The organism is Pseudomonas sp. PAMC 25886, from assembly GCF_000242655.1.
Classification (GTDB): Bacteria; Pseudomonadota; Gammaproteobacteria; order Pseudomonadales; family Pseudomonadaceae; genus Aquipseudomonas.
Genome location: NZ_AHHC01000088.1, coordinates 1 through 26,328 on the forward strand (window position 1 = coordinate 1; position 26,328 = coordinate 26,328).

Here is a 26,328-nt window from a genome sequence, read left to right on the forward strand (position 1 = left end):
CGCCCCGTCGCGGCGGCCCGCGGAGCAATGCCGGAGTGAGGGAACACCGAGCCTAGGCGAGGTGCCGACAGGCGGGGCAGAGCCCTTTGGTTACTTTGGGGCTTTTCCAAAGTGACTCGCTGTAAGAGCGAAACCATAAGTAGCCGTGACCTGAATAACGGATATGTACACACACGAAGAAACAATTCCCACCGCATTCCGGCGCAAACAAAACTGTTCCCATGACGCGCACGTAACCCCCGCCTGTGACCTTTCTCTACGGCAACGTGCCATCACCGCAAATGCGGTTACCCCGCTACACACTTAAACTCAGAAAAATCACGCACCATTTTCGCGCAGACATTTCTTACCCCGCCCTTTCCTGGATCAGAATCCACGGCGAAACCACCACCGCCCACAAGCTCGGATCCCGCTCAACCAGGTCCAATGCCCGCGTCGCAGACACCTCGCCCAGACTCCCCGCAGCCAGCCAGGCAGCGACTTTCTCACGGTTGTCCTCAGCCATGCCCTCGGCGGCCTCGATCAAATCCAGCCCGGCGTCGACCCACAATAGGGCACCCTTGGCAAAGAACGGCTCAAGCTCCTTCCAGGAAATTTCGGCGGTTTCACCAAGCAGCTTGGCATAGAGGGTGCTAGGTTCTTGCGTCATGGGAGTTCACCTGAAGAAAAATCGGCGCAATCATAACGTCGAGCGGCAGGCAGAAAAACCCAGTTGCAAATGAGGCACCGAACGAAAGTGTCAGGAAAGCCAAGGATTGCCCGAAACTCTGGCATCACCCCGCCGCAATTCTGTCTTTTTCTTTCATTTAAGCGACATACCCGGGTTTTGCCCCCAGCAGCCAGCTTTTCAAGCGATCAACCGGCGCTCTACACTGTACCGGTACAGTTGCCAGGCCGCTGCCGGGGGATATCCGAGATATCTGATCCGGTTCTGCAGCTCACAAGGCCGCTAGAACTATAAAAAATACAACAGTAAGAGTGGAGCACTATGAATAAGGCTACTAAGCAGATTTCCAAACTGTTTGCCGCTATGGTCCTGGCCGGGGTTGCCAGCCATTCGTTCGCAGCTGACACCATCAAGATCGGTATTGCCGGCCCTAAAACCGGCCCTGTGACCCAGTACGGCGACATGCAGTTCATGGGCGCCAAGCAGGCCATCGCCGACATCAACGCCAAGGGCGGCGTCGATGGCAAAATGCTTGAAGCCAAAGAATACGACGACGCTTGCGATCCAAAACAAGCCGTGGCCGTAGCCAACAAAGTGGTCAACGACGGCGTCAAGTTCGTGGTCGGTCACCTCTGCTCCAGCTCCACTCAGCCAGCCTCCGACATCTACGAAGACGAAGGCGTGATCATGATCACCCCGGCGGCTACCAGCCCGGAAATCACTTCCCGTGGCTACAAGCTGGTCTTCCGTACCATCGGCCTGGACAGCGCCCAGGGCCCAGCCGCCGGCAACTACATCGCCGACCACGTGAAGCCGAAAGTCGTTGCCGTTATCCACGACAAACAGCAATACGGTGAAGGCATCGCCACCGCCGTCAAACAGACCCTCGAGAAGAAAGGCGTGAAAGTTGCCCTCTTCGAAGGCATCAACGCTGGCGACAAGGACTTCGGTTCGCTGATCCAGAAGCTCAAGCAAGCCAACGTCGACTTCGTCTACTACGGCGGCTACCACCCAGAGCTGGGCCTGATCCTGCGCCAGGCCAAGGAAAAAGGCGTGAACGCCAAGTTCATGGGCCCTGAAGGCGTCGGCAACGACTCCATCTCGCAAATCGCCCAGGGCGCTTCCGAAGGCCTGCTGGTTACCCTGCCGAAGTCGTTCGACACCGATCCTGCCAACAAGGCAATCGTTGAAGAGTTCGCCAAGAACAAGCAGGACCCAACCGGTCCGTTCGTGTTCCCGGCCTACTCGGCTGTTGAAGTGATCGCCGGCGGTATCGCTGCCGCGAAGAGCGAAGACACCGCCAAGGTGGCTGCTGCCATCCACGCCGGTACCTTCAAGACCCCAACCGGCGACCTGAGCTTCGACGCCAAGGGCGACCTGAAGGACTTCAAGTTCGTGGTCTACGAATGGCACTTCGGCAAACCAAAAACCGAAGTTTCCCCTCAGTAAGCCAGGCGTTACTGGTCAACAAGCCCACTGTGCAAGCAGTGGGCTTTGTTTTACGAGGTTTATGGGCCTGACACCCGCGATCCGGGAGCTGGCTCACCTGAAAATCTTAAAACCGTCACCAGCGGTTCGCTGGCAAACGCTTCGTGCAACCTGATCACAGAATAGGGCACCAGGCCGGAAATTGACTCCACCAGTGAAATGCGTATCGGGTTTTTAGGAGCGCTGTAATGCCTGAGATCTATCATTTTTTCCAAACGCTGGTTAACGGGATGACCGTTGGCAGCACCTATGCCTTGATAGCCATTGGCTACACAATGGTTTACGGCATCATTGGAATGATTAACTTCGCCCATGGCGAGGTGTACATGATTGGTTCCTACGTGGCCTTCATCGCCCTTGCCGGGCTGGCCATGCTGGGTATCCATTCCCTGCCGCTGTTGATGACCGCTGCGTTCCTGGCGTCCATCGTCGTAACCAGTGCCTATGGCTACAGTATCGAACGCGTTGCGTACCGCCCCTTGCGTGGCAGCAACCGCTTGATCCCGCTGATCTCTGCGATCGGCATGTCGATTTTCCTGCAGAACACTGTATTGCTGTCCCAGGATTCCAAGGACAAATCCATTCCCAACCTGATCCCGGGGAGCATCTCCTTCGGCCCAGGCGGCGCACAAGAAGTGCTGATTTCCTACATGCAGATCCTGGTCTTCGTCGTCACCCTGGTGGCGATGCTCGGCCTGACCCTGTTCATCTCCCGCTCCCGTCTGGGGCGCGCCTGCCGGGCCTGCGCCGAAGACATCAAGATGGCCAACCTGTTGGGCATCAACACCAACAACATCATCGCCCTGACCTTCGTCATCGGTGCCGCACTGGCCGCCATCGCTGCCGTGTTGCTGAGCATGCAGTATGGCGTGATCAACCCCAACGCCGGCTTCCTGGTGGGCCTCAAGGCCTTCACCGCTGCGGTATTGGGCGGCATCGGCAGCATTCCGGGCGCGATGCTCGGCGGGCTGGTGCTGGGGGTGGCTGAAGCCTTTGGCGCCGATGTGTTCGGCGACCAGTACAAGGACGTGGTGGCATTCGGTCTATTGGTTCTGGTGCTGTTGTTCCGGCCGACCGGCATTCTGGGCCGTCCGGAGGTTGAGAAAGTATGAGCAGATATCTTAAATCGGCGTTTTTCAGCGCCTTGCTGGTCTGGGCCGTGGCCTTTCCGGTACTCGGGCTCAAGCTGAGCATTGTCGGGATCAACCTTGAAGTGCATGGCACCGGCCCGGTGACATTGACCATCATTGCCCTGTGCTCGGTGCTGATGTTCCTGCGCGTGCTGTTCACCCAGCAGGTCGGTGCGCTCCTCAAGTCCAACCGTGGCCCCCTGGTATCGCCCAAGGTCAGCCAGTTCCTGACCCTGCCGCGCACCCAGCGCTACATCATCATCGGCCTGATCGTGGCCGCGCTGATCTGGCCGTTCTTCGGGTCCCGTGGCGCGGTGGATATCGCAACACTGATCCTGATCTACGTGTTGCTGGGCCTGGGCCTGAACATCGTGGTGGGCCTGGCGGGCCTGCTCGACCTGGGGTATGTGGGCTTCTACGCCGTGGGTGCCTACACCTATGCGTTGCTGTCGCACTACCTGGGCTGGAGCTTCTGGATATGCCTGCCACTGGCGGGTATGGCAGCGGCCACCTTCGGCTTCCTGCTGGGCTTCCCGGTGTTGCGCCTGCGGGGCGACTACCTGGCGATCGTGACCCTGGGCTTCGGTGAAATCATCCGTCTGTTCCTGCGTAACCTGACGGACATCACCGGCGGCCCCAACGGCATCAGCAACATTCCCAAGCCGACGTTCTTCGGGCTGTCGTTCGACCGTTCCGCCGCAGAAGGCATGCAAACCTTCCACGAGTACTTCGGGCTGGATTACAACCCGATCAGCAAGGTGGTGTTCCTGTACCTGGTGGCGCTGTTGCTGGCATTGGCCGCACTGTTCGTGATCAACCGCCTGCTGCGCATGCCGATCGGCCGTGCGTGGGAAGCATTGCGCGAAGATGAGATCGCCTGCCGTGCACTGGGCCTGAACCCGACCATCATCAAGCTCTCGGCCTTCACCCTCGGCGCCGCATTCGCCGGTTTTGCCGGCAGCTTCTTTGCTGCGCGTCAGGGGCTGGTGACACCCGAGTCGTTCACCTTCATCGAGTCGGCGATCATCCTCGCCATCGTGGTACTGGGTGGCATGGGCTCGCAGCTGGGCGTGATCCTCGCGGCGATCGTGATGATCCTGCTGCCGGAAATGATGCGTGAGTTCAGCGAATACCGCATGTTGATGTTCGGCGCCATGATGGTGCTGATGATGATCTGGCGTCCTCAAGGCCTGCTGCCCATGCAACGTCCACACATGGAGCTGCGCAAATGAGCCGCGAGATCCTGAAAGTCGAAAACTTGAGCATGCGCTTCGGCGGTTTGCTGGCGGTCAACGGCGTGGCCCTGACCGTAAAAGAGAAACAGGTTGTAGCGCTGATCGGCCCCAACGGTGCCGGCAAGACCACGGTGTTCAACTGCCTGACCGGCTTCTACAAGCCAAGCGGCGGCAGCATCCTGCTGGACGGCCAGCCGATCCAGGGCCTGGCCGGCCACGAGATTGCCCGCAAGGGCGTGGTGCGAACCTTCCAGAACGTGCGGTTGTTCAAGGACATGACGGCGGTCGAGAACCTGTTGATCGCCCAGCATCGTCACCTGAACACCAACTTCTTTGCCGGCCTGTTCAAGACCCCGTCGTTCCGCAAGAGCGAGCGTGAGGCCATGGAATACGCCGAATACTGGCTGGACAAGGTCAACCTCACCGAGTTTGCCAACCGCCCTGCCGGCACCCTGGCCTACGGTCAGCAACGTCGTCTGGAAATCGCCCGCTGCATGATGACCCGCCCGCGGATCCTCATGCTCGACGAACCGGCCGCCGGCCTGAACCCACGGGAAACCGAAGACCTCAAGGCGCTGATCGGTGTGCTGCGTGAAGAAAACAACGCCACGGTGCTGCTGATCGAACACGACATGAAACTGGTCATGAGCATTTCCGACCATATCGTCGTGATCAACCAGGGCACGCCACTGGCTGACGGTACGCCGGAGCAGATCCGCGACAACCCGGCCGTGATCAAAGCCTATTTGGGGGAAGCGTAAAATGCTGCAATTCGAAAACGTTTCCACTTTCTACGGCAAGATCCAGGCGCTGCACAGCGTCAACGTCGAAGTGCGCCAGGGCGAAATCGTTACCCTGATCGGCGCCAACGGTGCCGGCAAGTCCACGCTGCTGATGACCCTGTGCGGTTCGCCCCAGGCTCACAGCGGCAGCATCCGCTACATGGGTGAGGAACTGGTGGGGCAGGCCTCCTCCGAGATCATGCGCAAGAGCATTGCCGTGGTTCCGGAAGGCCGTCGGGTATTTGCCCGCCTGACCGTGGAAGAGAACCTCGCCATGGGCGGGTTCTTTACCGACAAGGGCGATTACCAGGAGCAAATGGACAAGGTGTTGCACCTGTTCCCTCGGCTCAAGGAACGCTTCAGCCAGCGCGGCGGCACCATGTCCGGCGGCGAACAGCAAATGCTCGCCATCGGCCGTGCACTGATGAGCAAGCCCAAGCTGCTGCTGCTGGACGAACCGTCCCTGGGCCTGGCGCCGATCATCATCCAGCAGATCTTCGACATCATCGAACAGTTGCGCAAGGACGGTGTAACGGTGTTCCTAGTGGAGCAGAACGCCAACCAGGCACTGAAGATCGCCGACCGCGCCTATGTGCTGGAAAACGGCCGGGTGGTGATGCAGGGCAGCGGCGAACAACTGCTGACCGATCCGAAAGTGCGTGAGGCTTATTTAGGCGGTTAACGCCGGCCTCTGTGGGAGCTGGCTTGCCTGCGATAGCATCGCTTCGGTGGTTCTGAAACACCGAGGCGTCAGCATCGCAGGCAAGCCAGCTCCCACACTTGTTTTGCGAAACCTGAAATTAATTTCGCCGTGTTTGTAACGAATCCCTTCCCCCTGTCTCTAGTGGTGTAAGCAGGCAACTACGCTTGCCAACTCAACCCACTGCTGGAGATACACCATGACTACCAAAACCCGTTCGCTGTCCGCCGCCACCCTCGTCCTGGCCCTGGGTTCGGCCCTGAGCCTGTCCGCCCTGACCACCACCGCCCACGCTGCCGATGACATGCAAAAGTGCTTCGGCGTGGCTGAAGCCGGCAAGAACGATTGCGCTGCAGGCGCTGGCACCACTTGCGCCGGCACCTCGAAAGTCAAGGATCAAGCCAACGCCTGGAAACTGGTCCCGGCCGGCACCTGCCTGAAAACCCCAAGCGCCACCTCGCCAACCGGTTTCGGCCAGGAAGCGGCCTTCACCGCCAAGTCCTGAACCCCTGCGCAGCCTGAGTACTGACGATGACGCTCCCATGCCCTCACTCCATCCACCAGGCTCAGGCGCCCGGCCTCCCACGTAGGGCCGGGCTGGGGCTCAAGAACGAGCACTTCAGTGAAGTGCTCGAGACTTCCCCCGACATCGGTTTTTTTGAAGTCCACGCCGAAAACTACATGGTGGCCGGCGGGCCTTTCCATCACTACCTGGGATTGATCCGCGAACAGTACCCGCTGTCACTGCACGGCGTGGGCCTGTCCATCGGCGGCGAAGGTCCGCTGAACAGCGAGCACCTTGCGCGCCTCGCAACGCTGATCGAACGCTATCAACCCCACTCTTTTTCCGAACACCTGGCCTGGTCCAGCCACGGCCCGTTGTTTCTCAATGATTTGCTGCCGCTGGCGTATGACGATGAAACCCTGACGCGGGTGTGCGAACACATCGACCAGGTGCAAACCCGCCTGCAGCGCCCCATGCTGCTGGAGAACCCTTCGACGTACCTGCAGTTCCAGTGCTCCACCCTGGAGGAGACGGACTTCATCAGCGAAGTGATCCGCCGCACCGGCTGCGGGCTGTTGCTGGATGTGAACAATGTGTATGTGTCGTGCATCAACCATCAGCAAGACCCGCTGAAGTACATCGATGCCCTGCCGCTGCACGCCGTGGGCGAGATTCATCTGGCAGGGTTTGCCGAAGACACCGACAGCCTGGGTGATCGTCTGCTGATTGATGATCATGGCGCCCCGATCGACAACGCGGTATGGCAGCTCTACCAGCACGTGCTCACACGCACCGGGCCGGTCGCCACGCTGATCGAACGTGACAACCAGGTGCCGGCGTTCAGCGTGCTGCACGCCGAAGCGCGCCAGGCCGAACGGTTTCTGCTGGAGGTGCGCACATGAGCCGCCAGGAGGAATTTGCCAGCGCCCTGTTGTCGGCAGACGAAACGTGCCCGCAAGGTGTGTTCAGCCGCAACGGCGCTGACCCGGCCAGCCGTTTTGCGGTGTATCGCAACAACGTTCACAGCTCGCTGATCAACGCCCTGGCCGCTGGCTACCCGGTCACCCTGCAGTTGGTGGGTGATGCGTTTTTTCGGGCGATGGCCGGTGTGTACGTCCAGGCGTTCCCGCCGGCAAGTCCGCTGATCAATGAGTACGGCGCCGACCTGCCCGACTTTATCCAGGGTTTCGCCCCCGCTGCCAGCGTGCCGTACCTGGCTGACGTGGCGCGCCTGGAGCGGCTGCGGGTCAGGGCGTATCACGCGGCAGACGCCACACCCCTGGATCAACAGGCGCTCATCGCCACCCTGCAACAACAGTCGGACTTGGGCGAACTGCGCCTGCAACTGCATCCGTCACTGGCCACCCTGAACTCGGCCTACGCTGTGGTGGCTTTATGGGCCGCGCACCAGACGGACGAATCCCTTGCCACGCTCGACCCCTTCCACGCCCAAAGCGCGCTGGTACTGCGCAATGGCTTGCAGGTGCAGGTATTTCATATCGACAGCGGCTCGGCAGCGTTTATCAACAGCCTGAACAACGGTTGGCCGCTGGAGATGGCCGTGGCTTACGCCCTCGATGCGGCCGACGAATTTGATCTGCACCAATGCCTGGCCCTGCTGATCGGCCACGGCGCCATCACCCACTTGCACACAGAACAAAAGGTATCGCCATGAACACCACCGCCCCCGGCCCGACCCAAAAGATCATTCAACTCTTCGAGAGAATCCCCTACAGCCTGATCGCTTTCGTCGCACGCTTCTCCATTGCGGCGGTGTTCTGGAAATCCGGCCAAACCAAGGTTGAGGGCTTTGCGGTGGACCTCATCGGCGGCACCTTTCAACTGGGCTGGCCGCACCTGGCGCCGTCCACGCTGCCACTGTTTCGCAGCGAATACCACGTGCCGCTGCTGTCGCCCGAAGTGGCGGCGCACATGGCCGCGTTCGCCGAGCACTTTTTCCCGGTGCTGATCCTGGTAGGGTTTGCCACTCGCTTCTCGGCGCTGGCGTTGCTGGGCATGACGTTGACCATCCAGCTGTTCGTCTACCCGGAAGCCTACCCGACCCACGGCACCTGGATCGCCCTGCTGTTGCTGTTGATGGCCAAGGGGCCGGGCAGTTTCTCCCTTGATCACCTGATCGCCCGGCGCTACCGCTAAAGGCGGTCCAGGGCTTCGCCGCTGCGCTTGAACCAGCCCACCAGGTAATCCGCCAGGACTTGGGTGCGCCGCGGCAGGCCACCTTGATAGGGATGGACCAGGTACATCGGCATGCTGCGGGTCTGGTAATCCCGCAGGAGCCAGCGCAAGCGACCGTCAGCCAATTCCGCGTGTAGCACATAGGACGGCAAACGTGCGATGCCCGCCCCTACCAGCGCAGCCTTCTTCAACAAGTTGTAATGGTTGGAGGCAAAGGTGCCGGATACGCGAACCCGCAGCAGCTCATGTTGCTGGTGATACAGCCACTCTTCACGACCGCTGTAGTGGCTGTTCAGCAGGCAGTTGTAGCCCACCAGTTCTGCCGGTGCCAGCGGCTCGCCATGCTGTTCCAGATACGCCGGGCTGGCGCAGGTCATCTCGTGCCAGGCGAGCAACGGCTTGGCGACCAGACGCTCGTCGTTGGCGACCTCCGAACGCACCGCCAGGTCGAAGCCATCCCGCGCCAGGTCCCGGTACTGGTTGTTGAGTTCCAACTCGATCTGCACCTGTGGGTACTCCCGGGAAAACTCCAGCAACAGACCGTCGAAGAAGGTTTCACCCAGGGACACCGGAACCGTCATACGCACCGGGCCGACGAGATCATCCTTGAGCCGGGCCAATGCCTGACGTGCCCGCTCCACCTGGACCACCAACGCCTGGGCTTGCGGCAACAGCGCCGCACCCGCCGCCGTCAGGCTCAGGCGGCGCGTGGTCCGATGCAGCAACACCACCGAAAACTGCGCCTCCAACTGGCTGATGCGCTTGGACAGTTGACCCTTGCTGCAGCCCAATTGCTGGGCCGCCAAGGTAAAGCTGCCGGCTTCGATCAACACGGCAAATGCCGCGAGATCATCCATTTCGCTCATGGATTGTTTCCAATTGAAAACCAAAGGTTGCCTATTAGTGCACTTATCCGCGCAAAAAATCACTCTAGACTGAAATCTCACCTACACATCTGGAGGAAGGCACGATGAAAATCCTGTTGATTGGCGCAAGCGGCACCGTGGGCTCGGCGGTCAAGGCAGAACTGTCCCAACGTCATGAAGTGATCAGCATCGGTCGCAAGAGCGGCGACTTTCAGGTCGACATCAGCGACAGCGCCTCGATCCGCAAACTGTTTGAACAAACCGGCAAGTTCGACGCATTGATCTGCGCCGCCGGCAGCGTCAACTTCGTGCCCTTGGGCGAAATGAGCGCGACCGACTTCGACCTGGGCCTGCAAGACAAGCTGATGGGGCAGGTCAACCTGCTGCTGATCGGCCGTGAGTTCGCCAATGACGGCGCGTCGTTCACCTTCACCAGCGGCATCCTCAACCGTGATCCGATTCGCACCGGTGCTTCGGCAGCCCTGGTCAACGGCGCGCTGGATGCATTCGTAAAAGCCGCAGCAATCGAACTGCCGCGCGGCCTGCGCATCAACTCGGTCAGCCCTACCGTCCTGCTGGAAGCCATGGGCAGCTACGCACCGTACTTTCGCGGCTACAAGCCGGCTCCGGGTGCAGAAGTCGCGTTGGCCTACGCGAAAAGCGTGGAAGGCTTGCAAACGGGGCAGACGTTTATTGTTGGTTGATTCAACCTGTGTCCCGGGCTTGTGATGCACCGCCAGCCTGCGTAACGTGGCGGCACTTATCAGGAGACCCGATAATGCGCGCCGTCCGTACCCTAGCTTTGTTTGCCCTGTTGCCCCTGTTCGCCGCCTGCCAGATGTTCGACAACGAGCCGGCCAAACCCTCTCTCGCCGGGCTGACCCGCATGCAGGGTGAGCTGACGGCCCAGGGTGACAAACTGCTGTTCCAGCCCTGCAACGACAAACGCAACTACGTGGTCAACGACACCGGCGGCACCAGCATCCTGCAGGAAGCCGCCTCCCTGGCCGGCCAGCAGGGCGCGTTGTTTGCCGATGTGCGTGGCAAGTTCTCCGGCGTAGCCAGCGGCACCCAGGGCACCGTCGACCTGCAACAGGTGTATCGCGTCGAACGCTCGACTTCGGCCTGCGATGACCCGGACTTCAAGCGCATGATCCTGCGGGCCAACGGCCACAAGCCGGCCTGGGCGATGAACGTCACTGCCAAGGGCATGGTGCTGGAACGCGAAGGCCAGCCGCCATTGGCCGTGCCTTATGTGGAAGAGCAATCGGGCGACGGACGGTTCAACCTGATGACCGAAGCCAATAACCAGCACATCGAACTGTGGGTAGCCCCGCAACGTTGTGTCGACAGCGCCAGCGGCAGCCTGCAACACATGTCTGCCGAGTTGCGGGTGAACGGCCAGGTGCAGCGCGGCTGCGCGTCATTCGGCGGTTCCCGGGACGACTGATTGACCCCTGCGCTGTTTTAACATGACGGGAAAGTGCAGTTGGGGCTTATAATCGCCGGTTTGCAAAACAGCCGGCCTCTTTGCCCGCCGCCTACCGGATTCCTGTCATGTTACGAATCACCGAACTCAAGCTGCCCATCGACCATCCCGAAGAAGACCTGCGGCCAGCCATTGTGCAGCGCCTGGGCATCGCCAGTGATGACCTGCTCGATTTCACCCTGTTCAAACGCAGCTACGACGCCCGCAAGAAATCGTCGGAGCTGTGCTTCATCTACACCATCGACCTGGACGTCAAAGGCGAGGCGGCCCTGCTGCTCAAGTTCGCCGACGACCGCAACGTCAACCCGGCACCGGACATCAGCTACAAAGTTGTTGGCCATGCGCCGGAAGGCCTGACCGAGCGGCCGATCGTCGTGGGTTTTGGCCCGTGCGGGATCTTCGCCGGGCTGCTGCTGGCACAGATGGGCTTCAAGCCGATCATCCTCGAGCGCGGCCGCGAAGTGCGCCAGCGCACCAAGGACACCTGGGGCCTGTGGCGCAAGAATGTGCTGAACCCGGAATCCAACGTGCAGTTCGGTGAAGGCGGCGCCGGGACCTTCTCCGACGGCAAGCTCTACAGCCAGATCAAGGACCCGAAATTCCATGGTCGCAAGGTGCTGCACGAGTTCGTCAAGGCCGGCGCGCCGGACGAGATCCTCTACGTCAGCAAGCCGCACATCGGTACATTCCGCCTGACCGGCGTCGTGGAAAACATGCGCCAGCAGATCATCGCCCTGGGCGGTGAAGTGCGCTTTGAGCAGCGAGTCACCGACGTGCTGATCGAAGATGGCCAGTTGAATGGCGTGGTGGTGGATGGCGGCGAGCAGATCCTGTCCAGACACGTGATCCTGGCCCTCGGCCACAGCGCCCGTGACACCTTCCGCATGCTCCATGGCCGTGGCGTGTACATGGAAGCCAAGCCGTTCTCGGTGGGTTTCCGCATCGAACACCCGCAATCGCTGATCGACGCTGCGCGCCTGGGCAAGTACGCCGGGCACCCGAAACTCGGCGCGGCCGATTACAAGCTGGTGCACCACGCCAAGAACGGCCGTTCGGTTTACAGCTTCTGCATGTGCCCGGGCGGCACCGTGGTAGCGGCAACGTCCGAGCCGAACCGCGTGGTGACCAACGGCATGAGCCAATACTCGCGTAACGAGCGCAACGCCAACTCAGGAATCGTGGTGGGCATCACCCCGGAAGTGGATTACCCGGGCGGCCCGCTGGCCGGGATCGAGTTGCAGGAGCGCCTGGAATCCCACGCGTTCATCCTCGGCGGCAGCAACTACGAAGCACCGGCGCAACTGGTCGGTGATTTCATCGCTGGCAAGCCGTCCACCGCCATCGGCACAGTGGAACCGTCCTACAAACCTGGCGTGGCCCTGGGCGACCTGGCCCTGGCGCTGCCGGACTTTGCCATCGAAGCCATCCGCGAAGCGCTGCCGGCGTTCGAGAAGCAGATCAAGGGTTACTCGCTGCACGATGCGGTCCTGACCGGGATCGAAACCCGCACCTCGTCGCCGCTGCGGATTACCCGTAACGAGTCGATGCAGAGCTTGAACGTGAAGGGCTTGTTCCCGGCGGGTGAAGGTGCAGGTTATGCAGGCGGGATCTTGTCGGCGGGTGTCGACGGGATTCGGATCGCCGAAGCGCTGGCGCGGGATATGTTGGGCCTGGAGACCTGACGTAAACCTTGTAGGAGCTGGCTTGCCGGCGATGGCGTCCTCAAGATCGCCATCGCCGGCAAGCCAGCTCCTACAGTGGGTGTTTCAGATATTGGCGCGCAACACGCTGTCAGGCAGCGCTTCTCCCCGCTCGACACTGGCCGCAACGGCCGCGATCAAACCCTCCAACTCATACCCCTGCCCTGCCAGCCAGGCCTGATCGTAATAGGTCGTGGCATAGCGCTCACCGCCGTCGCACAAAATCGCCACGATCGAGCCCGACTCCCTCGCCGCTTTCATCTGCTGCGCCGCGATCAACGCGCCGATCAGGTTGGTGCCGCTGGAACCGCCCACTCGCCGCCCCAGCCGCTGGGCCAGGTAATGCATGGCCGCCAGGGACAGCGCATCCGGCACCTTGACCATCGCATCAATCACTTTCGGCAAGAACGACGCCTCGACCCGTGGACGGCCAATGCCTTCGATGCGCGATCCACACTCCAGGCGCAGGCTGGCGTCGCCGCTCAGGTAGTAATCAAAAAACACCGAACGCTCCGCGTCCGCGCACAACACCCGGGTGCAGTGCTGGCGATAACGCACATAACGCCCCAACGTCGCCGTGGTGCCGCCTGTGCCGGGGCTGGAAATCAGCCAGCTAGGCTCCGGATAACGCTCAAAGCGCAACTGCTGGAAGATCGATTCGGCGATGTTGTTGTTGGCCCGCCAGTCGGTGGCGCGTTCGGCGTAGGTGAACTGGTCCATGAAGTGGCCACCGCTCTCCTGCGCCAGGCGCTCGGATTCGGCGTAGATCTGCGTCGGATCTTGTACCAGGTGGCTCTTGCCACCGTAGAACGCGATCTGCGCGATCTTTTCCTGGGAGGTGGTAGCCGGCATCACCGCAATAAACGGCAAGCCCAGCAACCGGGCGAAGTACGCCTCGGAAATCGCCGTGGAGCCGCTGGACGCCTCGATCACCGGTGCACCGGGCTTGAGCCAGCCATTGCACAACGCATAGAGGAACAACGAGCGCGCCAACCGGTGCTTCAGGCTGCCGGTGGGATGGCTGGACTCATCCTTGAAATACAGCTCGATGCCCGGCAAACCCGGTAACGGCAAGGGAATCAAGTGGGTGTCGGCGCTACGCTGGAAGTCCGCTTCAATAATACGAATGGCTTCGCGGGCCCATTGGCGGTTGTCGCTCATGATCGGTTTCTCTAAGGATTTCAGACTTGATCTTAGGATGTTTCCTACACTCCACACAGATACAGTCATGACTCAATTGGACACACAATTTTCGGGCTTTGGCGAGCAACTGATCAGGCCGATTCCTTATAACAAATAAGAATATAACTTTTGTTTTAACAACTAACGGTACGGGTTAGGGTACCCACCTATTGAACTTTGATTGGAGAGCATCCCTTGCCTCTGCGTAGCACTTTCACCCGATTCTTCCAGCTGGAAGCCGCCAGCGGTCTGCTCCTGATCGCTGCCGCCGCTTTGGCGCTGATCATCAACAACTCACCGCTGTCGCACTGGTACGCGAGCTTTCTCGACGTCCCCGTGGTCGCGCAAATTGGCGCGCTGAAAATCGCCAAGCCGGCGCTGCTGTGGATCAACGACGGGCTGATGGCCCTGTTCTTCCTGTTGATCGGCCTCGAGGTCAAACGTGAGGTGCTCGACGGCCAACTGTCCAAGCCCTCGCAAGTGGTACTGCCGGGCGCGGCAGCCATCGGCGGCATGGTGGTGCCGGCCCTGATCTACTGGGCGCTGAACAAGGACAACCCCGCCGCCCTCGGTGGCTGGGCGATCCCGATGGCCACCGACATTGCCTTCGCCCTGGGCGTATTGGCCTTGCTGGGCAAGCGCGTGCCGGTGTCACTGAAGCTGTTCCTGATGACCCTGGCGATCATCGATGACCTGGGTGCAATCATCGTGATCGCCCTCTTCTACTCCGCCGACCTGTCCGGGGCCTCATTGGCCGGTGCCGCGGCGTGCCTGATCGCGTTGATTGCGATGAACCGGCTCGGCGTAGTCAAGCTGGGGCCCTACATGATTATCGGGCTGATCCTGTGGGTCTGTGTGCTCAAGAGTGGTGTGCACGCCACCCTGGCCGGCGTGACCCTGGCGTTCTGCATCCCGTTGCGCACGAAAAACGCCGAACCTTCGCCGCTGTTGACCCTGGAGCACGCGCTGCACCCTTGGGTGGCCTATGCGATCCTGCCGCTGTTTGCCTTTGCCAATGCCGGCGTCTCGCTGACCGGCGTCAACCTGGAAAGCTTCACCCACCACGTGCCCCTGGGCATCGCCGCCGGCCTGCTGCTGGGCAAGACCGTTGGCGTGATGGGTTTCGCCTGGGTCATGGTCAAGACCGGCGTTGCAGCGCTGCCCGCCGGTGCCAACTGGGGCCAGGTGTTGGGCGTCGCGATCCTGTGCGGCATCGGCTTCACCATGAGCCTGTTTGTCGGCTCCCTGGCGTTTGTACCGGGCAGCAGTGAATACGCCGGCATGGACCGGATGGGCATCCTGACCGGCTCGATCTTGGCGGCGTTGATCGGGTATGCAGTGACGGCGATGGCCAGTCGCAAGCAGGTACTCGTTCAGGCGTAACCGCTTTTGGAGCCGGCTTGCCGGCTCCAACCTCCTCTAGGCCCATTCGGCGCCCTCTCACAGAACCGTCCTACATCCACCCTCCGCTGCTTGCCATAACGTCGTGCTCCCGGCTCCACCGTCGGACGTCGTTATGCAACACGCCAGGAGGGCACGATGGCAAACAACAAGGACATACCCCAGGTCTGGCGATGCTACGGGACCGGCACGGGGGGCTACCGAAAGCTCGAGAACATGAACGAGCGCGAGTTGGCTGATCGAGAGGCCAGGCAGCGAGCCTACGAAGCCATGCTTGCCCGACAGGAGGCCTACGAGGCCAGACGCAAAGTGGAGTCGCCGCCAACGCCACTGCCCAGGGTTGGATGCGTGTTCGCCAAGTCCTGCAACCTGCCCGACGCCCTCATCGACTACAACAATCCGTCCGGCTACATACCGCTGGATCGCATAGGGGACTATGGCGAGCACGTGCTGCTCGGTGGCCGTGAAACGGACAGTGAGGGGCTGCTGCCGCTCAAGAAGATCAGCGGCAGCGCACTCCCGGCAGGGCTCGGCACATTGGCATTGGGCGGTTCCGCGATAGGCGGAGCATCAAGCGTCGCAGCCGGTGCTGGAACAGTCGCCGCTGGCCTGATGCTTGGGGTTGCAGCACTTATCTGGCCCTCCAGCTTGGGCGACAGCGCGCTCTACAGCGACCGTCAACTGCGCTCAATGCCACGCGCGCGAACACGAGTTCGCCTGCACGTCGAGCAATTAGCTAACGGCACCCTCAAGGGATACGCCTTCTACACAGGGAAAAATCGCGACTGGGAAATGATCGATGTCGTGCAGTTTGGGCTGCGAGGCACACATCAGGTCGCGGACTTGGGCGACGGGATTGAGCTGATCTGGACGCCTGTCATCGATCCGGCTGGCACACTTGGTATCCCTGCTTTGGAAGCTGCGCCGCAGGCACCGCAAATCTGGGTGTATCCGCCGACCGAGAAGGCCGCCAGCATCATCGTTGACCCGATATACCCGCCGGAATACAGGGATTTCATTCTGGTGTTTCCGGCGGACTCGGGGGTTCGGCCTCTGTATATCGTTGTAAGCCTGAAGTATGAGGACGCCCCCTATCACGGAAAAAAAGATAGCTCTGTCAAAAGCAAAAAGCCGACTAACGGCTTAGATGCTCTTAACAACTCAGTGGAGCTGAATCCGCCAAATTCACGTAGACGAATAGGTATTGACCCACACACAAACGAGTTTGTGGTGATTGATCGCACCTCAGAAGGTCTTTACCACGGTCATGTGAGGCGGTGGAGTGAGTTAAGACAAGAGATGAAAAACGCTTTAATAAAAGCGAACAAAACAGATCGAAAAGGAAAAATTCTAGGAGCTGAAAAATGAGTATGCGTTATCACGACCCGTCTTTGAGCCACGATGAAGCTATAAGCCTTCTAGCCACCAACGACCTAAGCAAGGTCACAGAAGCAATAATATCCATCGGCCTCAACGAGACAGATGCTACCTGGGCACAAGAAACCTGCCTCCGGTATGTGAGCAATGATGACGAGAACATCGCGTCAGCTGCCATCATTGCGATAGGCCACATCGCGCGGCGCTTCGGTGAGCTGGACATGGCGAAAATTTCGCCAGCACTGCAACAAGCAAAAACAAAATCACCGTTTCTGAGTGGTGCCGTCCAAGACACGCTTGACGATATCCAGATGTTCACCTGATCTGGCAAGACATACGCCCAACAAAAAACCCCAACCGGTCACCCGGTTGGGGTTTTTCTGTTCCTGCGACCTTACTCTTAACGAGTAACTCGGCTGGTCCCGTTCACAGTCATGATGCGAACGCGGTCACCGATGCGGAAGACTTCGTTCGGGTCAACGGCCTGGACGTAGGCGCGCATGCTGCCGTCGTCTTCACGAACGGTGACTTCAACGCCTTGGGTACGGGTCAGGCCCTCTTCTGCAGCAGAACCCAGCAAGCCACCGGCAACGGCACCGATCACGCCGGTGACGATGCTGCCACGGCCACCACCGATTGCGCTGCCGCCAACACCACCAACCACTGCGCCAGCCACGCCGCCGATTGGGGTCTTGGTGCCTTCGATTTTCACCGGACGCAGGGATTCGATGGTGCCCATGCGAACAGTTTGCACGCGACGTGCTTCGTCACGGGAGTACGAGTCGCCGGTCAGACTCGAGGCGCAGCCACCCAGCAGCAACGACAAGGTGGTAAAGCAGGCAACCAGTAAAACAGACTTACGCATAGCATCAACTCCAAAGGACAGGTAATCATTAAACCGCTGCGGCTTGCTGCCTGTCACGCCATGCCGGGCAGAAAATTGTTTTCATTCAGCCTTAGTACAGTCTGCCTGTACCGAAAAACTCGACGAACGGTATAAACCTCACCGCTATCGGGATCTTCATGGACTGTTTCATCATTGTAGCGAATGGCTGAAAACGCGGCGCAGCGTTACACCTCCAAAGCCTCTGACTAGAGACTCCGGCGTGCAGCACTGCATTCAGGCGAGGTGACGAAAGGTGGGCTCAGGGCGCCAGCCGCTCACGGGACCAGTCGGCACCCTGCAAGCGGTAGTTCAAGCGGTCGTGCAAACGACTCGCGCGGCCTTGCCAGAACTCGATGCGCTCCGGCAGCAGGCGATATCCGCCCCAATGCTCGGGGCAGTCGGGCTGGGTATCACTGAAACGTTGCTCAGTGGCCTTGAGCAGGTCCTGCAACTCTTCGCGGTCCCGGATCACCCGGCTCTGCGGTGAAGCCCAGGCGCCCAGGCGGCTGCCCAGGGGGCGGACCTGGAAGTAAGCGTCCGATTCCTCAGGCGTGACCTTGACCACCCGGCCTTCGATACGCACCTGGCGCTCCAGGGTCGGCCAGAAGAAGGTCATGGCGGCAAACGGGCGCACCGCGAGCTGTTCGCCCTTGGCGCTCTGATAGTTGGTGAAGAAGGTAAAGCCCTGTGCATCCAAACCCTTGAGCAGCAGGACCCGGCAATGGGGGCGACCGTCCTGGTCGACCGTTGCCAGGGTCATGGCATTGGCCTCCACCGGCGGCTGTTCGGTTTTCACCGCATCGCTGAACCACTGGTGGAACAAGGCAAACGGTTCGTCCGGGGCCTGGGCCTCGCTCAAACCGTCCCGTGTGTAGTCACGGCGCATATCGGCCAGTGCCTGGGTCATGCGGCTTTATCCTTCTTGCTCAAATAATCAGTTTTTTGCCTGGTCGTTCGAAGCGGCTGGAGCAGCGGCCTTGGCCGGTGCTGGCTTTTTAGCAGCTGGCTTGGCCGGGGCCTTTTTGGCCGCTGGCTTGGCAGCGGCTTTCTTGGCGACCGGTTTTTTCGCCGGCGCGGCTTTTTTGACCGGAGCAACTGCTGGAGCAGGAACGTCCTGCACGGCCACCATTTCAGCCTTCGGCGGGTTAGCCGAGTTGTACTTGCTCAGCAGGGCCAGCATGGTGGTGCGCTGGGTGAACATGATTTCCATGCGACGGTTCAGGGCCCGGCCCTGGGTGCTGTCGTTGGCGGCACGTGGCATCAGGTCGCCCATGCCACGCAGCATCAGGCGGTCCTGCTTCAGGCCGCTGAGGCTGAAGATCGAGGCGATGGACTGCGCACGCTCCTTGGTCAGGGCCTGGCTCACCGGCTCGGCGCCCGAGGTATCGACGTGGCCCAGCACCAGTACGGCAGTCTTCGGATCGCCTTCAACCGCCTTGGCAACGCGGGTGAATGGACCCAGGGTTACCGGCAGCAACATCGCCGGGCGTTTCGGGTTGTAGGAACCGTCGACCGGGGCAATCACCACCAATACGTTGTCGCGACGTTCCAGTTGCAGGTTGCTGTCCTTGATCGCGAGGCGCAGGCGCGGCTCGTAATCGTCCAGCCAGGCCTGGGTGATTTTTGGATCAGGCATCGGGATGTTGGCGACGTCGACCTTGGCCAATGGCTTTGGCTTGCTTTCAAACGGCCACCACCACTTGGTATCGGTATCTGTCTTGGCAACGGCAGGTGCAGCAGCCGGTGCGGCAGCCGGTGCGCCGGAAGCAGGCGTTGCCGCCTTGAGGTCGGCTTTCAGGTCAGCCTTGGCATCGTCGGCTTTCGACGAGAACGGCCACCAGCTGGAGCCGGTATCCGCCTTGGCAACCGGGGCCGGGGCCTGAGCAGGTGCTGCAGCGGCAGGTGCTACCGGCGCAGGCGCCTTGGCAGCAACGGCAGGTTTGGCATCCGGTTTGGTGTCGGCTTGGCTCACTGCGTCCTTGGTAGCAGCCTTATCGGAGCCAAATGACCACCAATGCCCACCTTCGGCATCATTTTGTGGGGTTTGTGCACAGCCAGTAATAGTGAGGCATAGCGCCAGTGCCAAGGACTTGTTCGATAACATGAGATATCCACAAAATGAGAAAAAATCAGGGGCCTGAATGACCCGTTAAACAGACGCTTCTGGAACATTAAAGTTACAACATTTCGCCTAGCGTCTTTTTGTAGGTGTCTTTGTAACAAAAAAACGCAAGACAGCAAGCTATTTACAGACAACCGGCCAATATTCTTACCAACTTTTGCGCCCGCGGGTCCATAAGTACATAAGGCCCCAATGTATTGGTCACAAAACCAAAGGCTACATCATGTTCCGGGTCGGCAAATCCCACCGAACCACCGGCCCCAGGATGCCCAAAGGCCCGTGGGCCAAGGCCGAACGTGGCGTTTGGCACGTGCGGTTGATCCAACATGCAGCCCAGGCCAAAGCGGGTTTGTGTCAATAAGGTTTTATCCGGGCCAATACTGTGTTCGCGGGTCAACTCTTCAAGCATATCGGCTTCCAGCAAACTACCGTCGAGCAGCCCACTATAAAAACCTGCCAGACTTCGCGCATTACCGTGACCATTTGCCGCTGGCTGCTGCATACGCCGCCATTCGGGTTTATTAGTGCTGGTCAGAATAGACGGTGGATTGGTAAATGCACGGGTAGTCATCGCCGTCGGCTCGCGCATCGTTACTTGAAGTAAACGTTGTGCCGCCTCATCGCCTACATTGCCCTTGCCCCGGGCTATATGGGCAACTCGATAAAACTCTTCATCGGCCAGACCCACGTGAAAGTCCAGACCCAATGGCCACGCCACCCGAGCCACGATCGACTCGCCCGGGCCACGACCGTCGGCGCGACGAAGCAATTCGCCCACCAGCCAGCCGTAGGTAATCGCCGCGTAGCCATGGCCTTCCCCGAGCTTCCACCACGGCGCTTCGGCCGCCAGGGCGTCGACCATCATCTGCCAGTCGTACAGCGCCTCGGCGGGCAGTGTTTCACGCAGGGCAGGCAGCCCGGCCTGGTGGCAGAGCAGATGGCGCAGGGTGATGGCTTCTTTGCCGGCTGCCGCGAACTCCGGCCAATATCTGGCGACCGGCGCATCCAGCTGCAGCTTGCCTTCGGCCACCAGTTGCAGCGCCGTGACGGCTGTAAAGGTCTTGGTGCAGGAGAACAGGTTGGCGATGGTATCGCTGTGCCAGGCCTCGGCACCGTCCTTGTCGGCGGTACCGGCCCACAGGTCGACGACGGTTTCGCCGCCGATCTGGATGCACAGCGCGGCGCCGCGCTCCTGAGGGTCGTCGAACAGCGCGGCGAAGGCTTCACGCACCGCTTCGAATTGAAGCTCGTAATGACCCTGAATCTGCACCTAAGCCCCCTCGGAAAAGTACCGCAAAAAGTGGCCGACATTGTTCCAGCCATTGAGTGATTTGTGAACCCGCACTCGTCGATCAGGACCGATCAATGGCCCTTGCCCGAATGCCCGCCGGAGCGCCCTGCACCCGGCCCTGCCGCATTGGCGTCATGCCCCGGTTTACCGCCTTCTCCGGTATGGACCACGCTGGCCGCCTTGGCCTTTTCGGCCTCCTTGCCCAACTGGTCGACGGCCGCCAGGTTACTTTTACGAACACTGTCAACGAAGCCCTGAAACGGCACATCGGTGATGCCCACCAGGCCGAAGTGGCCGTTTTCGCCCTCCAGCAGACGACCGGTTACCGGCTGGTCGAGGTACTGGAACCAATGCACGCCCACGATCGATGGCTCGGCCATGGCCTGCTTGAGAAAGTTGGCGTAGGCAGCCCCGCGATCCTCTTCCCTGGCCAACTGCGTCACACCGCCCCAGAACGGACCACGGTCCGCCGAGCCGAAGTTGAATTCGGTGATCAGCACCGGCTTGTCCAACGCCCGCAGCGCCGCGAAGTCGTAGCCATCCTGGGGCTTGAGGGTGTACATGTTGAAACTCAGCACGTCGCAATATTGCGCGCAAGACGCCACCGCCTCCGGTGTGCTGACAGCGTAACGGCCACCCAGCAACAGCTGGTTGGGCGCATGCCATTTCAGCGAGTCGGAGATGGTCTTGAAGTAGGCATCGGCGAAGGTCTTCTGGAAGTATTTGAAGTCTGCTTCGATTTCCGGGTGTTCGGGGTTCGGCATGGGCGGCACAAAGCCCGGGTCTTCCATCAGCTCCCAGGCAGGCAGGTCAATGCCCCAGGCCTTCGACAGGCCGGCCTGGTTGCGGTACTTGTCCCGCAACTGCTTGAGAAACGCGCGCTTGGCCGGAACGTCGGTGGTCATGCGCAACGTGCCATAGGCCAAGGCGTAGCGGGACTTCGGATCATCACCGGGACCGGCCCAGGCCAGTTCGTTGTCGGCAAAGAAACCGATCAGCCACGGGTCATCGCGATGGTCACGGGCGGCAATCGCCACCGCACGCTCGGTGGCCATGGCGAAACGCGGGTCGAACGGGTCGGGCATGCCGCCCCACCAATCGGTGCCGGTGCTGATGCTCGCGTAGTCGCCAACAATCGACAGCGGCAAGGTGTAAGGCACGCGGTCAGCGGTCGCCAACTGCGGCGCACTCCAGTTGCCCACGGTGTTGAAACCCCAGGCTTGCAGGCGATCCAGGGCATGGGTCACCCAACGTTTCTGGTCGAAGCCTTCCGGGGCGCAAGGCGCCGGGGGCACACAGGGCTGGGCAAACGTGCGCTGCAGGTTGGCGCCGTAAAAATCGTACCAGCGGCCGACATTAAAGCTGCGGCCCTGATCGGCACCATTGCCGCCACGGTTATCACCGCTGCCGTAGTACTTATCAAACGGCTCACCGGCCTTGGGCAACGCGGCAAACATCCATTCGCGGCCTGCCACGTAGGTCTGGCTGTTGTCCGGGGCCACGGTGTTGACGCCCAGGGAGTAGAACGGATGGCCTTCCGGCGTCACCAGGTACCAGCGCCCGTCGCGCTTCTCGGTGCGGAAGAAGCCGCTGGCATCGAAGGCCGGGCCTTTGTTCCAGCCGCCGAATTTGTCCAGGGAGGCTTTGTCACGCTCGGCCAGCCAGCCCTTGAGCTGTTGCTGTTCCTTGACCGCGGCGGCCCTCAACTGGTCGTCACTGCTGACTTTCTCCGGCCATCTGGCGCGGGTGGACTGCCCGTAGGCATCCACCAGATCGCTGTAGGTGGCCTTGAGCACCGGCTCGATGTCCTGCACGCCGAAGCGCTCCAACAAAATGCTTTGGGCGACATTGGGCTTGATCATTGACAGGGTTACCGACACGACCTGGCTGCGGTCGATCTCCCCTTCACTGCTGGCCAGCAATACGCGCTGGCCATCGACGGTGACCGGCATGGGCGGGCCGGCCTTCATGCCCTGGCTCAGCGGCGAGTTGGCTTGCAGCGGAATCAGCAGTGTCTGCGCCGGGCCGGCGGGCAGGTCGATACGGCTGAACAGCGCCCGGCCGTCATTGCTCTGCACCTTGACGTACAGGGTCAACGCCCAATCCATCGCACTCTGAATGCGCAAGCTCATGGCGCCGGATTGCGACCAGTCCCAGGCACCGGTCTGCGGGCTGAGCACCAGGCTCGGTTCGGCCGCCGGGTTGAAGGTAATACGGCGCAGCACTTCGCCTTCAGGGGTTTGTTCGGCGTTGTATTGCGGCAGGCTGGCGTCCTGGGTCGCTACCTTGACCACATCAGCGGGCCGTACAAAGTTGAACAACGTTTGTTGCCCCGCAGGCGCAGCCAGCAAGGGCGCGGCAAACAACAAGGCAAAAACAGCGGGCAGCGTGCGAATCATGTGAACAAGGTTCTCCCAAACGGCCGATGACTGGCCTGATGACGTGAAGCAATGGTGAGATAGACCACGAAGTGGGCGATTTCGCCCACGGTGGCTTATGAAATTTCCCGCCGGAACGGCGGCAAAGCATTCAGGATAGCTTTGCCGTAGCGCTGGGTGACCAGGCGCCGGTCAAGCAAGGTGATGGTGCCGCGATCTTCTTCGGTACGCAGCAGGCGCCCGCAGGCCTGGACCAGCTTCAGGGAAGCGTCCGGCACCGAGATTTCCATGAACGGATTGCCGCCCCGGGCCTCGATCCACTCGGCCAGCGCGGCCTCCACCGGATCATCCGGCACCGAGAACGGGATCTTGGCGATCACCACGTGCTCACAGTAGGCGCCCGGCAAATCCACGCCCTCGGCGAAACTGGCCAGGCCGAACAGCACGCTGGAGTCGCCGCCATCCACCCGCGCCTTGTGCTTGTTCAGGGTTTCCTGTTTCGACAGGTTGCCCTGGATAAACACCTGCTTGCGCCAGTCACGGTCGAGGCCGTCGAACACGTCCTGCATCTGTTTGCGGGACGAGAACAGCACCAGCGTGCCCCGGGAGCCTTCCACCAGCGACGGCAGGTCGCGAATGATCGCCGCCGTGTGGGCCGGCGCATCACGCGGGTCGGCCTTGAGGTCCGGCACCCGCAGCACACCGGCGTCGGCGTGATGGAACGGGCTCGGCACCACGGCGGTGACGGCCTTTTTCGGCAGCCCGGCGCGCATGCGGAAGCGGTCGAAGGTGCCCAGGGCGGTCAGCGTAGCCGAGGTGACCAGGGCGCCGTAGGCCACGTTCCACAGGTTGCGTCGAAGCATTTCCGCCGCCAGGATCGGGCTGGCGTTGACCTCGATATCAAACAATGCACCGCTTTCCGACAAGGTCAGCCAGCGGGCCATGGGCGGGTTGTCTTCCGGGTCTTCGACGGTAAAGGCCGTCCACAGCTCCCAGTTGCCCTGGGACCGGGACAACAGGCTGCCAAACAGCGGGTACCATTCTTCGGCCTGGTTGCTGGCGATGCCGATGTTGACCTCGCCGTCCATGCCTTCCTTGAGCAAATCGGTGAGACGGGTGAACAGGTCGGTCAGGCGCGAAAAGCCCTTCTTCAGCTCAATGCCCATCTCGCGCATGTGCTCGGGAATCAGCCCGCCGACGAAACGATGACGCGGCCGCTCGCGGCCTTCCACGTCTTCGCCGGGCTTGAAGTCTGCCACCTGCTCGCAGGCACTGAACATGAATTGCTGCTGGGTCTTGATCTCCCGCGCCAGCTCCGGCACCTGCTCGATCAACTTGCCCAGGTCGCCCGGCAGCGGGTGCTGGGCAAGCAACTTGGTGAGGTTCTTGGCGGTAGTTTCCAGCCAGTCGGCGGTGGAACGCAGCCGCGTGTAGTGGGCGAAGTGGCCGATGGCCTTGTCAGGCAGGTGATGGCCTTCGTCGAATACGTAAAGGGTGTCGCGGGGGTCGGGCAAGACCGCACCGCCGCCCAGGGCCAGGTCGGCGAGGACCATGTCATGGTTGGTGACAATAACGTCGACCTTGCCCATGCCTTCCCGGGCCTTGTAGAAGGCGCACTGGCCGAAGTTGGGGCAATGACGGTTGGTGCACTGGCTGTGATCGGTGGTCAGGCGCGCCCAGTCGGCGTCTTCCAGAGCATTGGGCCAGCTGTCGCGGTCGCCGTCCCATTTATTGCCCGCCAGTTTCTCGATCATGCTGGTAAACAGCTTCTGACTGACCTCATCGACTTCGATCTTGAAGCCTTCTTCTTCGAACAGCGACGCCGTGGCGGTTTGCGCGTGGCCTTCCTGCAACAGCACGTCGAGCTTGGACAGGCACATGTAGCGCCCACGGCCCTTGGCCAGGGCGAAGGTGAAATTCAGGCCACTGTTGCGCATCAGGTCGGGCAGGTCTTTGTAGACGATCTGCTCTTGCAGGGCGACGGTGGCGGTGGCAATCACCAGGCGCTTGCCGGCGGCCTTGGCAGTAGGGATCGCCGCCAGGCTGTAGGCCACGGTTTTCCCGGTACCGGTGCCGGCCTCGACGGCCACCACCGCAGGGTCGCCACTGCGCCGGCCTTCGTCGTCGGTGTCGATATCTCCGAGGACCTTGGCCACTTCGGCGATCATCAGGCGCTGGCCATACCGCGGTTTCAAGCTCTTGGCTTCGAGAAAACGCGAGTAGGCGCCCTGGATCGTGGTTTTGAGTTCAGTGCTGATCATGGATAGTCGGGCGCAAAAAACGCTGGATAAATTTTCAGTGGTTCGGATCGGCCGCTATCATACCCCGCTAATTAATCCTGCGCAGAACGGAGTACCCCAATGACCGTGTTTAGCCTCGCTTATACCCTGCATGTACTGGCCGCCCTGATCTGGGTCGGCGGTATGTTTTTCGCCTGGATGATCCTGCGCCCCGCCGCCATGGCCGCGCTGGACGGGCCTGCCCGGCTGAAACTCTGGGTGAATGTGTTTCAACGTTTTTTTGTGTGGGTCTGGGTCGCGGTGCTGGTATTGCCGATCAGCGGTGTCGGCCTGCTGCAACTGCGCTTCAGCGGGTTTGAGACCGCGCCGCGTTATGTGCAGGTCATGATGGGGTTGTATGTGGTGATGACGGCGCTGTTTATCCGGATCCAGGCGTTGAAGTTGCCTGAGTTGCGCACGGCCGTGGCGGCTGAGGATTGGCCGGCCGGGGCGGCGGCGCTGGGGCAGATTCGCCGGTTGGTGGGGATTAACTTGATGGTGGGGTTGGTGCTGGTGGCGATTGCTTCGGCACGGCCGATGTTCTAGGGCACCCCATACCCTGTGGCGAGGGGCTTGCTGTGGCGAGGGAGCTTGCTCCCGCTGGGCTGCGTAGCGGCCCCAAAAAAAGCGGGAGCGCTGCGCACTCCAGCGGGA

At 60.9% G+C, this 26,328-nt stretch carries 26 protein-coding genes; 16 read left to right on the plus strand and 10 right to left on the minus strand.

Annotation, left to right across the window (positions count from 1 at the left end; genetic code table 11):
* Positions 1–346 precede the first annotated feature (346 nt).
* Positions 347–649 carry a DUF2288 domain-containing protein gene (locus tag MUM_RS0129960; protein ID WP_010176688.1) on the minus strand — a complete coding sequence of 101 codons (303 nt, stop codon included), beginning with the start codon at positions 647–649 and terminating at the stop codon, positions 347–349.
* 339 nt (positions 650–988) lie between these two features.
* Here MUM_RS0129960 and MUM_RS0129965 point away from each other — a divergent pair, with 339 nt between their 5' ends.
* Complete coding sequence (locus MUM_RS0129965; protein WP_010176689.1) at positions 989–2,116, plus strand: branched-chain amino acid ABC transporter substrate-binding protein; 1,128 nt, start codon at positions 989–991, stop codon at positions 2,114–2,116.
* Positions 2,117–2,175: 59 nt separating this feature from the next.
* On the opposite strand, the gene MUM_RS1000000134845 is transcribed toward MUM_RS0129965, so the two are convergent.
* Positions 2,176–2,469: a hypothetical protein gene (locus tag MUM_RS1000000134845; protein WP_238535558.1), complete on the minus strand. Its 294-nt coding sequence runs from the start codon at positions 2,467–2,469 to the stop codon at positions 2,176–2,178.
* On the opposite strand from MUM_RS1000000134845, the gene livH reads away from it, so the two are divergent.
* The 8 genes from livH to MUM_RS0130005 all read left to right on the plus strand — a co-directional run bounded on the left by livH (position 2,386) and on the right by MUM_RS0130005 (position 8,664).
* Entirely contained in the window at positions 2,386–3,267 is an 882-nt protein-coding gene (gene livH / locus MUM_RS0129970) for a high-affinity branched-chain amino acid ABC transporter permease LivH (protein ID WP_238535557.1), read from the plus strand. The genes MUM_RS1000000134845 and livH overlap by 84 nt on opposite strands.
* Positions 3,264–4,517: a high-affinity branched-chain amino acid ABC transporter permease LivM gene (locus tag MUM_RS0129975; protein ID WP_010176690.1), complete on the plus strand. Its 1,254-nt coding sequence runs from the start codon at positions 3,264–3,266 to the stop codon at positions 4,515–4,517. Before livH ends, MUM_RS0129975 begins: the two co-directional genes overlap by 4 nt.
* Positions 4,514–5,281 carry a high-affinity branched-chain amino acid ABC transporter ATP-binding protein LivG gene (livG, locus tag MUM_RS0129980; RefSeq protein ID WP_010176691.1) on the plus strand — a complete coding sequence of 256 codons (768 nt, stop codon included), beginning with the start codon at positions 4,514–4,516 and terminating at the stop codon, positions 5,279–5,281. The genes MUM_RS0129975 and livG overlap by 4 nt, the downstream gene beginning before the upstream one ends.
* 1 nt (position 5,282) lies before the next feature.
* A complete protein-coding gene (locus tag MUM_RS0129985; protein WP_003211664.1) occupies positions 5,283–5,984 on the plus strand; it encodes an ABC transporter ATP-binding protein in 702 nt (233 codons plus the stop codon).
* A gap of 217 nt (positions 5,985–6,201) precedes the next feature.
* The gene (locus tag MUM_RS0129990) at positions 6,202–6,507 is read left to right on the plus strand and encodes a BufA1 family periplasmic bufferin-type metallophore (protein ID WP_010176692.1); all 306 of its coding nucleotides are present in this window, start codon (positions 6,202–6,204) and stop codon (positions 6,505–6,507) included.
* Between the two features lie 26 nt (positions 6,508–6,533).
* Entirely contained in the window at positions 6,534–7,409 is an 876-nt protein-coding gene (gene bufB, locus MUM_RS0129995) for an MNIO family bufferin maturase (RefSeq protein ID WP_029616158.1), read from the plus strand.
* Positions 7,406–8,182: an HvfC/BufC N-terminal domain-containing protein gene (locus tag MUM_RS0130000; protein WP_010176694.1), complete on the plus strand. Its 777-nt coding sequence runs from the start codon at positions 7,406–7,408 to the stop codon at positions 8,180–8,182. Before bufB ends, MUM_RS0130000 begins: the two co-directional genes overlap by 4 nt.
* Positions 8,179–8,664: a DoxX family protein gene (locus tag MUM_RS0130005; protein ID WP_010176695.1), complete on the plus strand. Its 486-nt coding sequence runs from the start codon at positions 8,179–8,181 to the stop codon at positions 8,662–8,664. Before MUM_RS0130000 ends, MUM_RS0130005 begins: the two co-directional genes overlap by 4 nt.
* Here MUM_RS0130005 and MUM_RS0130010 read toward each other — a convergent pair.
* The gene (locus tag MUM_RS0130010) at positions 8,661–9,569 is read right to left on the minus strand and encodes a LysR family transcriptional regulator (RefSeq protein WP_010176696.1); all 909 of its coding nucleotides are present in this window, start codon (positions 9,567–9,569) and stop codon (positions 8,661–8,663) included. The genes MUM_RS0130005 and MUM_RS0130010 overlap by 4 nt on opposite strands.
* Positions 9,570–9,673: 104 nt before the next feature.
* Here MUM_RS0130010 and MUM_RS0130015 point away from each other — a divergent pair, with 104 nt between their 5' ends.
* The 3 genes from MUM_RS0130015 (at position 9,674) to MUM_RS0130025 (ending at position 12,740) form a co-directional block, all read left to right on the plus strand.
* Positions 9,674–10,273, plus strand: coding sequence for a short chain dehydrogenase (locus tag MUM_RS0130015; RefSeq protein ID WP_010176697.1), 600 nt, complete (start codon positions 9,674–9,676; stop codon positions 10,271–10,273).
* Between the two features lie 74 nt (positions 10,274–10,347).
* Positions 10,348–11,019 (plus strand): COG3650 family protein, encoded by a 672-nt coding sequence (locus MUM_RS0130020; RefSeq protein WP_010176698.1) that lies wholly within the window; start codon positions 10,348–10,350, stop codon positions 11,017–11,019.
* Between the two features lie 107 nt (positions 11,020–11,126).
* A complete protein-coding gene (locus MUM_RS0130025; protein ID WP_010176699.1) occupies positions 11,127–12,740 on the plus strand; it encodes an NAD(P)/FAD-dependent oxidoreductase in 1,614 nt (537 codons plus the stop codon).
* A gap of 84 nt (positions 12,741–12,824) precedes the next feature.
* Here the strand turns inward: MUM_RS0130025 and MUM_RS0130030 are convergent, their stop codons facing one another.
* On the minus strand, positions 12,825–13,922 hold the full coding sequence (locus MUM_RS0130030; RefSeq protein WP_177325025.1) for a PLP-dependent cysteine synthase family protein: 1,098 nt from the start codon (positions 13,920–13,922) through the stop codon (positions 12,825–12,827).
* A 213-nt stretch (positions 13,923–14,135) separates the two neighbouring features.
* Between MUM_RS0130030 and nhaA the strand changes: the two genes are divergently transcribed.
* From nhaA to MUM_RS0130045, 3 genes are all read left to right on the plus strand, one after another.
* Positions 14,136–15,323, plus strand: coding sequence for a Na+/H+ antiporter NhaA (nhaA, locus tag MUM_RS0130035; RefSeq protein ID WP_010176701.1), 1,188 nt, complete (start codon positions 14,136–14,138; stop codon positions 15,321–15,323).
* A 156-nt stretch (positions 15,324–15,479) separates the two neighbouring features.
* Positions 15,480–16,709 (plus strand): S-type pyocin domain-containing protein, encoded by a 1,230-nt coding sequence (locus MUM_RS0130040; protein WP_010176702.1) that lies wholly within the window; start codon positions 15,480–15,482, stop codon positions 16,707–16,709.
* The gene (locus MUM_RS0130045) at positions 16,706–17,041 is read left to right on the plus strand and encodes a hypothetical protein (protein WP_010176703.1); all 336 of its coding nucleotides are present in this window, start codon (positions 16,706–16,708) and stop codon (positions 17,039–17,041) included. The genes MUM_RS0130040 and MUM_RS0130045 overlap by 4 nt, the downstream gene beginning before the upstream one ends.
* A 77-nt stretch (positions 17,042–17,118) precedes the next feature.
* Here the strand turns inward: MUM_RS0130045 and MUM_RS0130050 are convergent, their stop codons facing one another.
* From MUM_RS0130050 to dinG, 6 genes are all read right to left on the minus strand, one after another.
* On the minus strand, positions 17,119–17,583 hold the full coding sequence (locus tag MUM_RS0130050) for a glycine zipper 2TM domain-containing protein (protein WP_010176704.1): 465 nt from the start codon (positions 17,581–17,583) through the stop codon (positions 17,119–17,121).
* Between the two features lie 280 nt (positions 17,584–17,863).
* The gene (pdxH, locus tag MUM_RS0130055; RefSeq protein WP_010176705.1) at positions 17,864–18,511 is read right to left on the minus strand and encodes a pyridoxamine 5'-phosphate oxidase; all 648 of its coding nucleotides are present in this window, start codon (positions 18,509–18,511) and stop codon (positions 17,864–17,866) included.
* 27 nt (positions 18,512–18,538) lie between these two features.
* Positions 18,539–19,708, minus strand: coding sequence for an OmpA family protein (locus MUM_RS0130060; protein WP_029616159.1), 1,170 nt, complete (start codon positions 19,706–19,708; stop codon positions 18,539–18,541).
* 142 nt (positions 19,709–19,850) lie between these two features.
* Entirely contained in the window at positions 19,851–20,996 is a 1,146-nt protein-coding gene (locus tag MUM_RS0130065; RefSeq protein WP_010176707.1) for an EstA family serine hydrolase, read from the minus strand.
* A gap of 92 nt (positions 20,997–21,088) precedes the next feature.
* The gene (locus tag MUM_RS0130070) at positions 21,089–23,416 is read right to left on the minus strand and encodes a beta-galactosidase (protein ID WP_010176708.1); all 2,328 of its coding nucleotides are present in this window, start codon (positions 23,414–23,416) and stop codon (positions 21,089–21,091) included.
* Between the two features lie 95 nt (positions 23,417–23,511).
* Complete coding sequence (gene dinG / locus MUM_RS0130075; RefSeq protein WP_010176709.1) at positions 23,512–25,656, minus strand: ATP-dependent DNA helicase DinG; 2,145 nt, start codon at positions 25,654–25,656, stop codon at positions 23,512–23,514.
* Positions 25,657–25,755: 99 nt separating this feature from the next.
* On the opposite strand from dinG, the gene MUM_RS0130080 reads away from it, so the two are divergent.
* On the plus strand, positions 25,756–26,220 hold the full coding sequence (locus MUM_RS0130080; protein ID WP_010176710.1) for a CopD family protein: 465 nt from the start codon (positions 25,756–25,758) through the stop codon (positions 26,218–26,220).
* Positions 26,221–26,328: the final 108 nt, after the last annotated feature.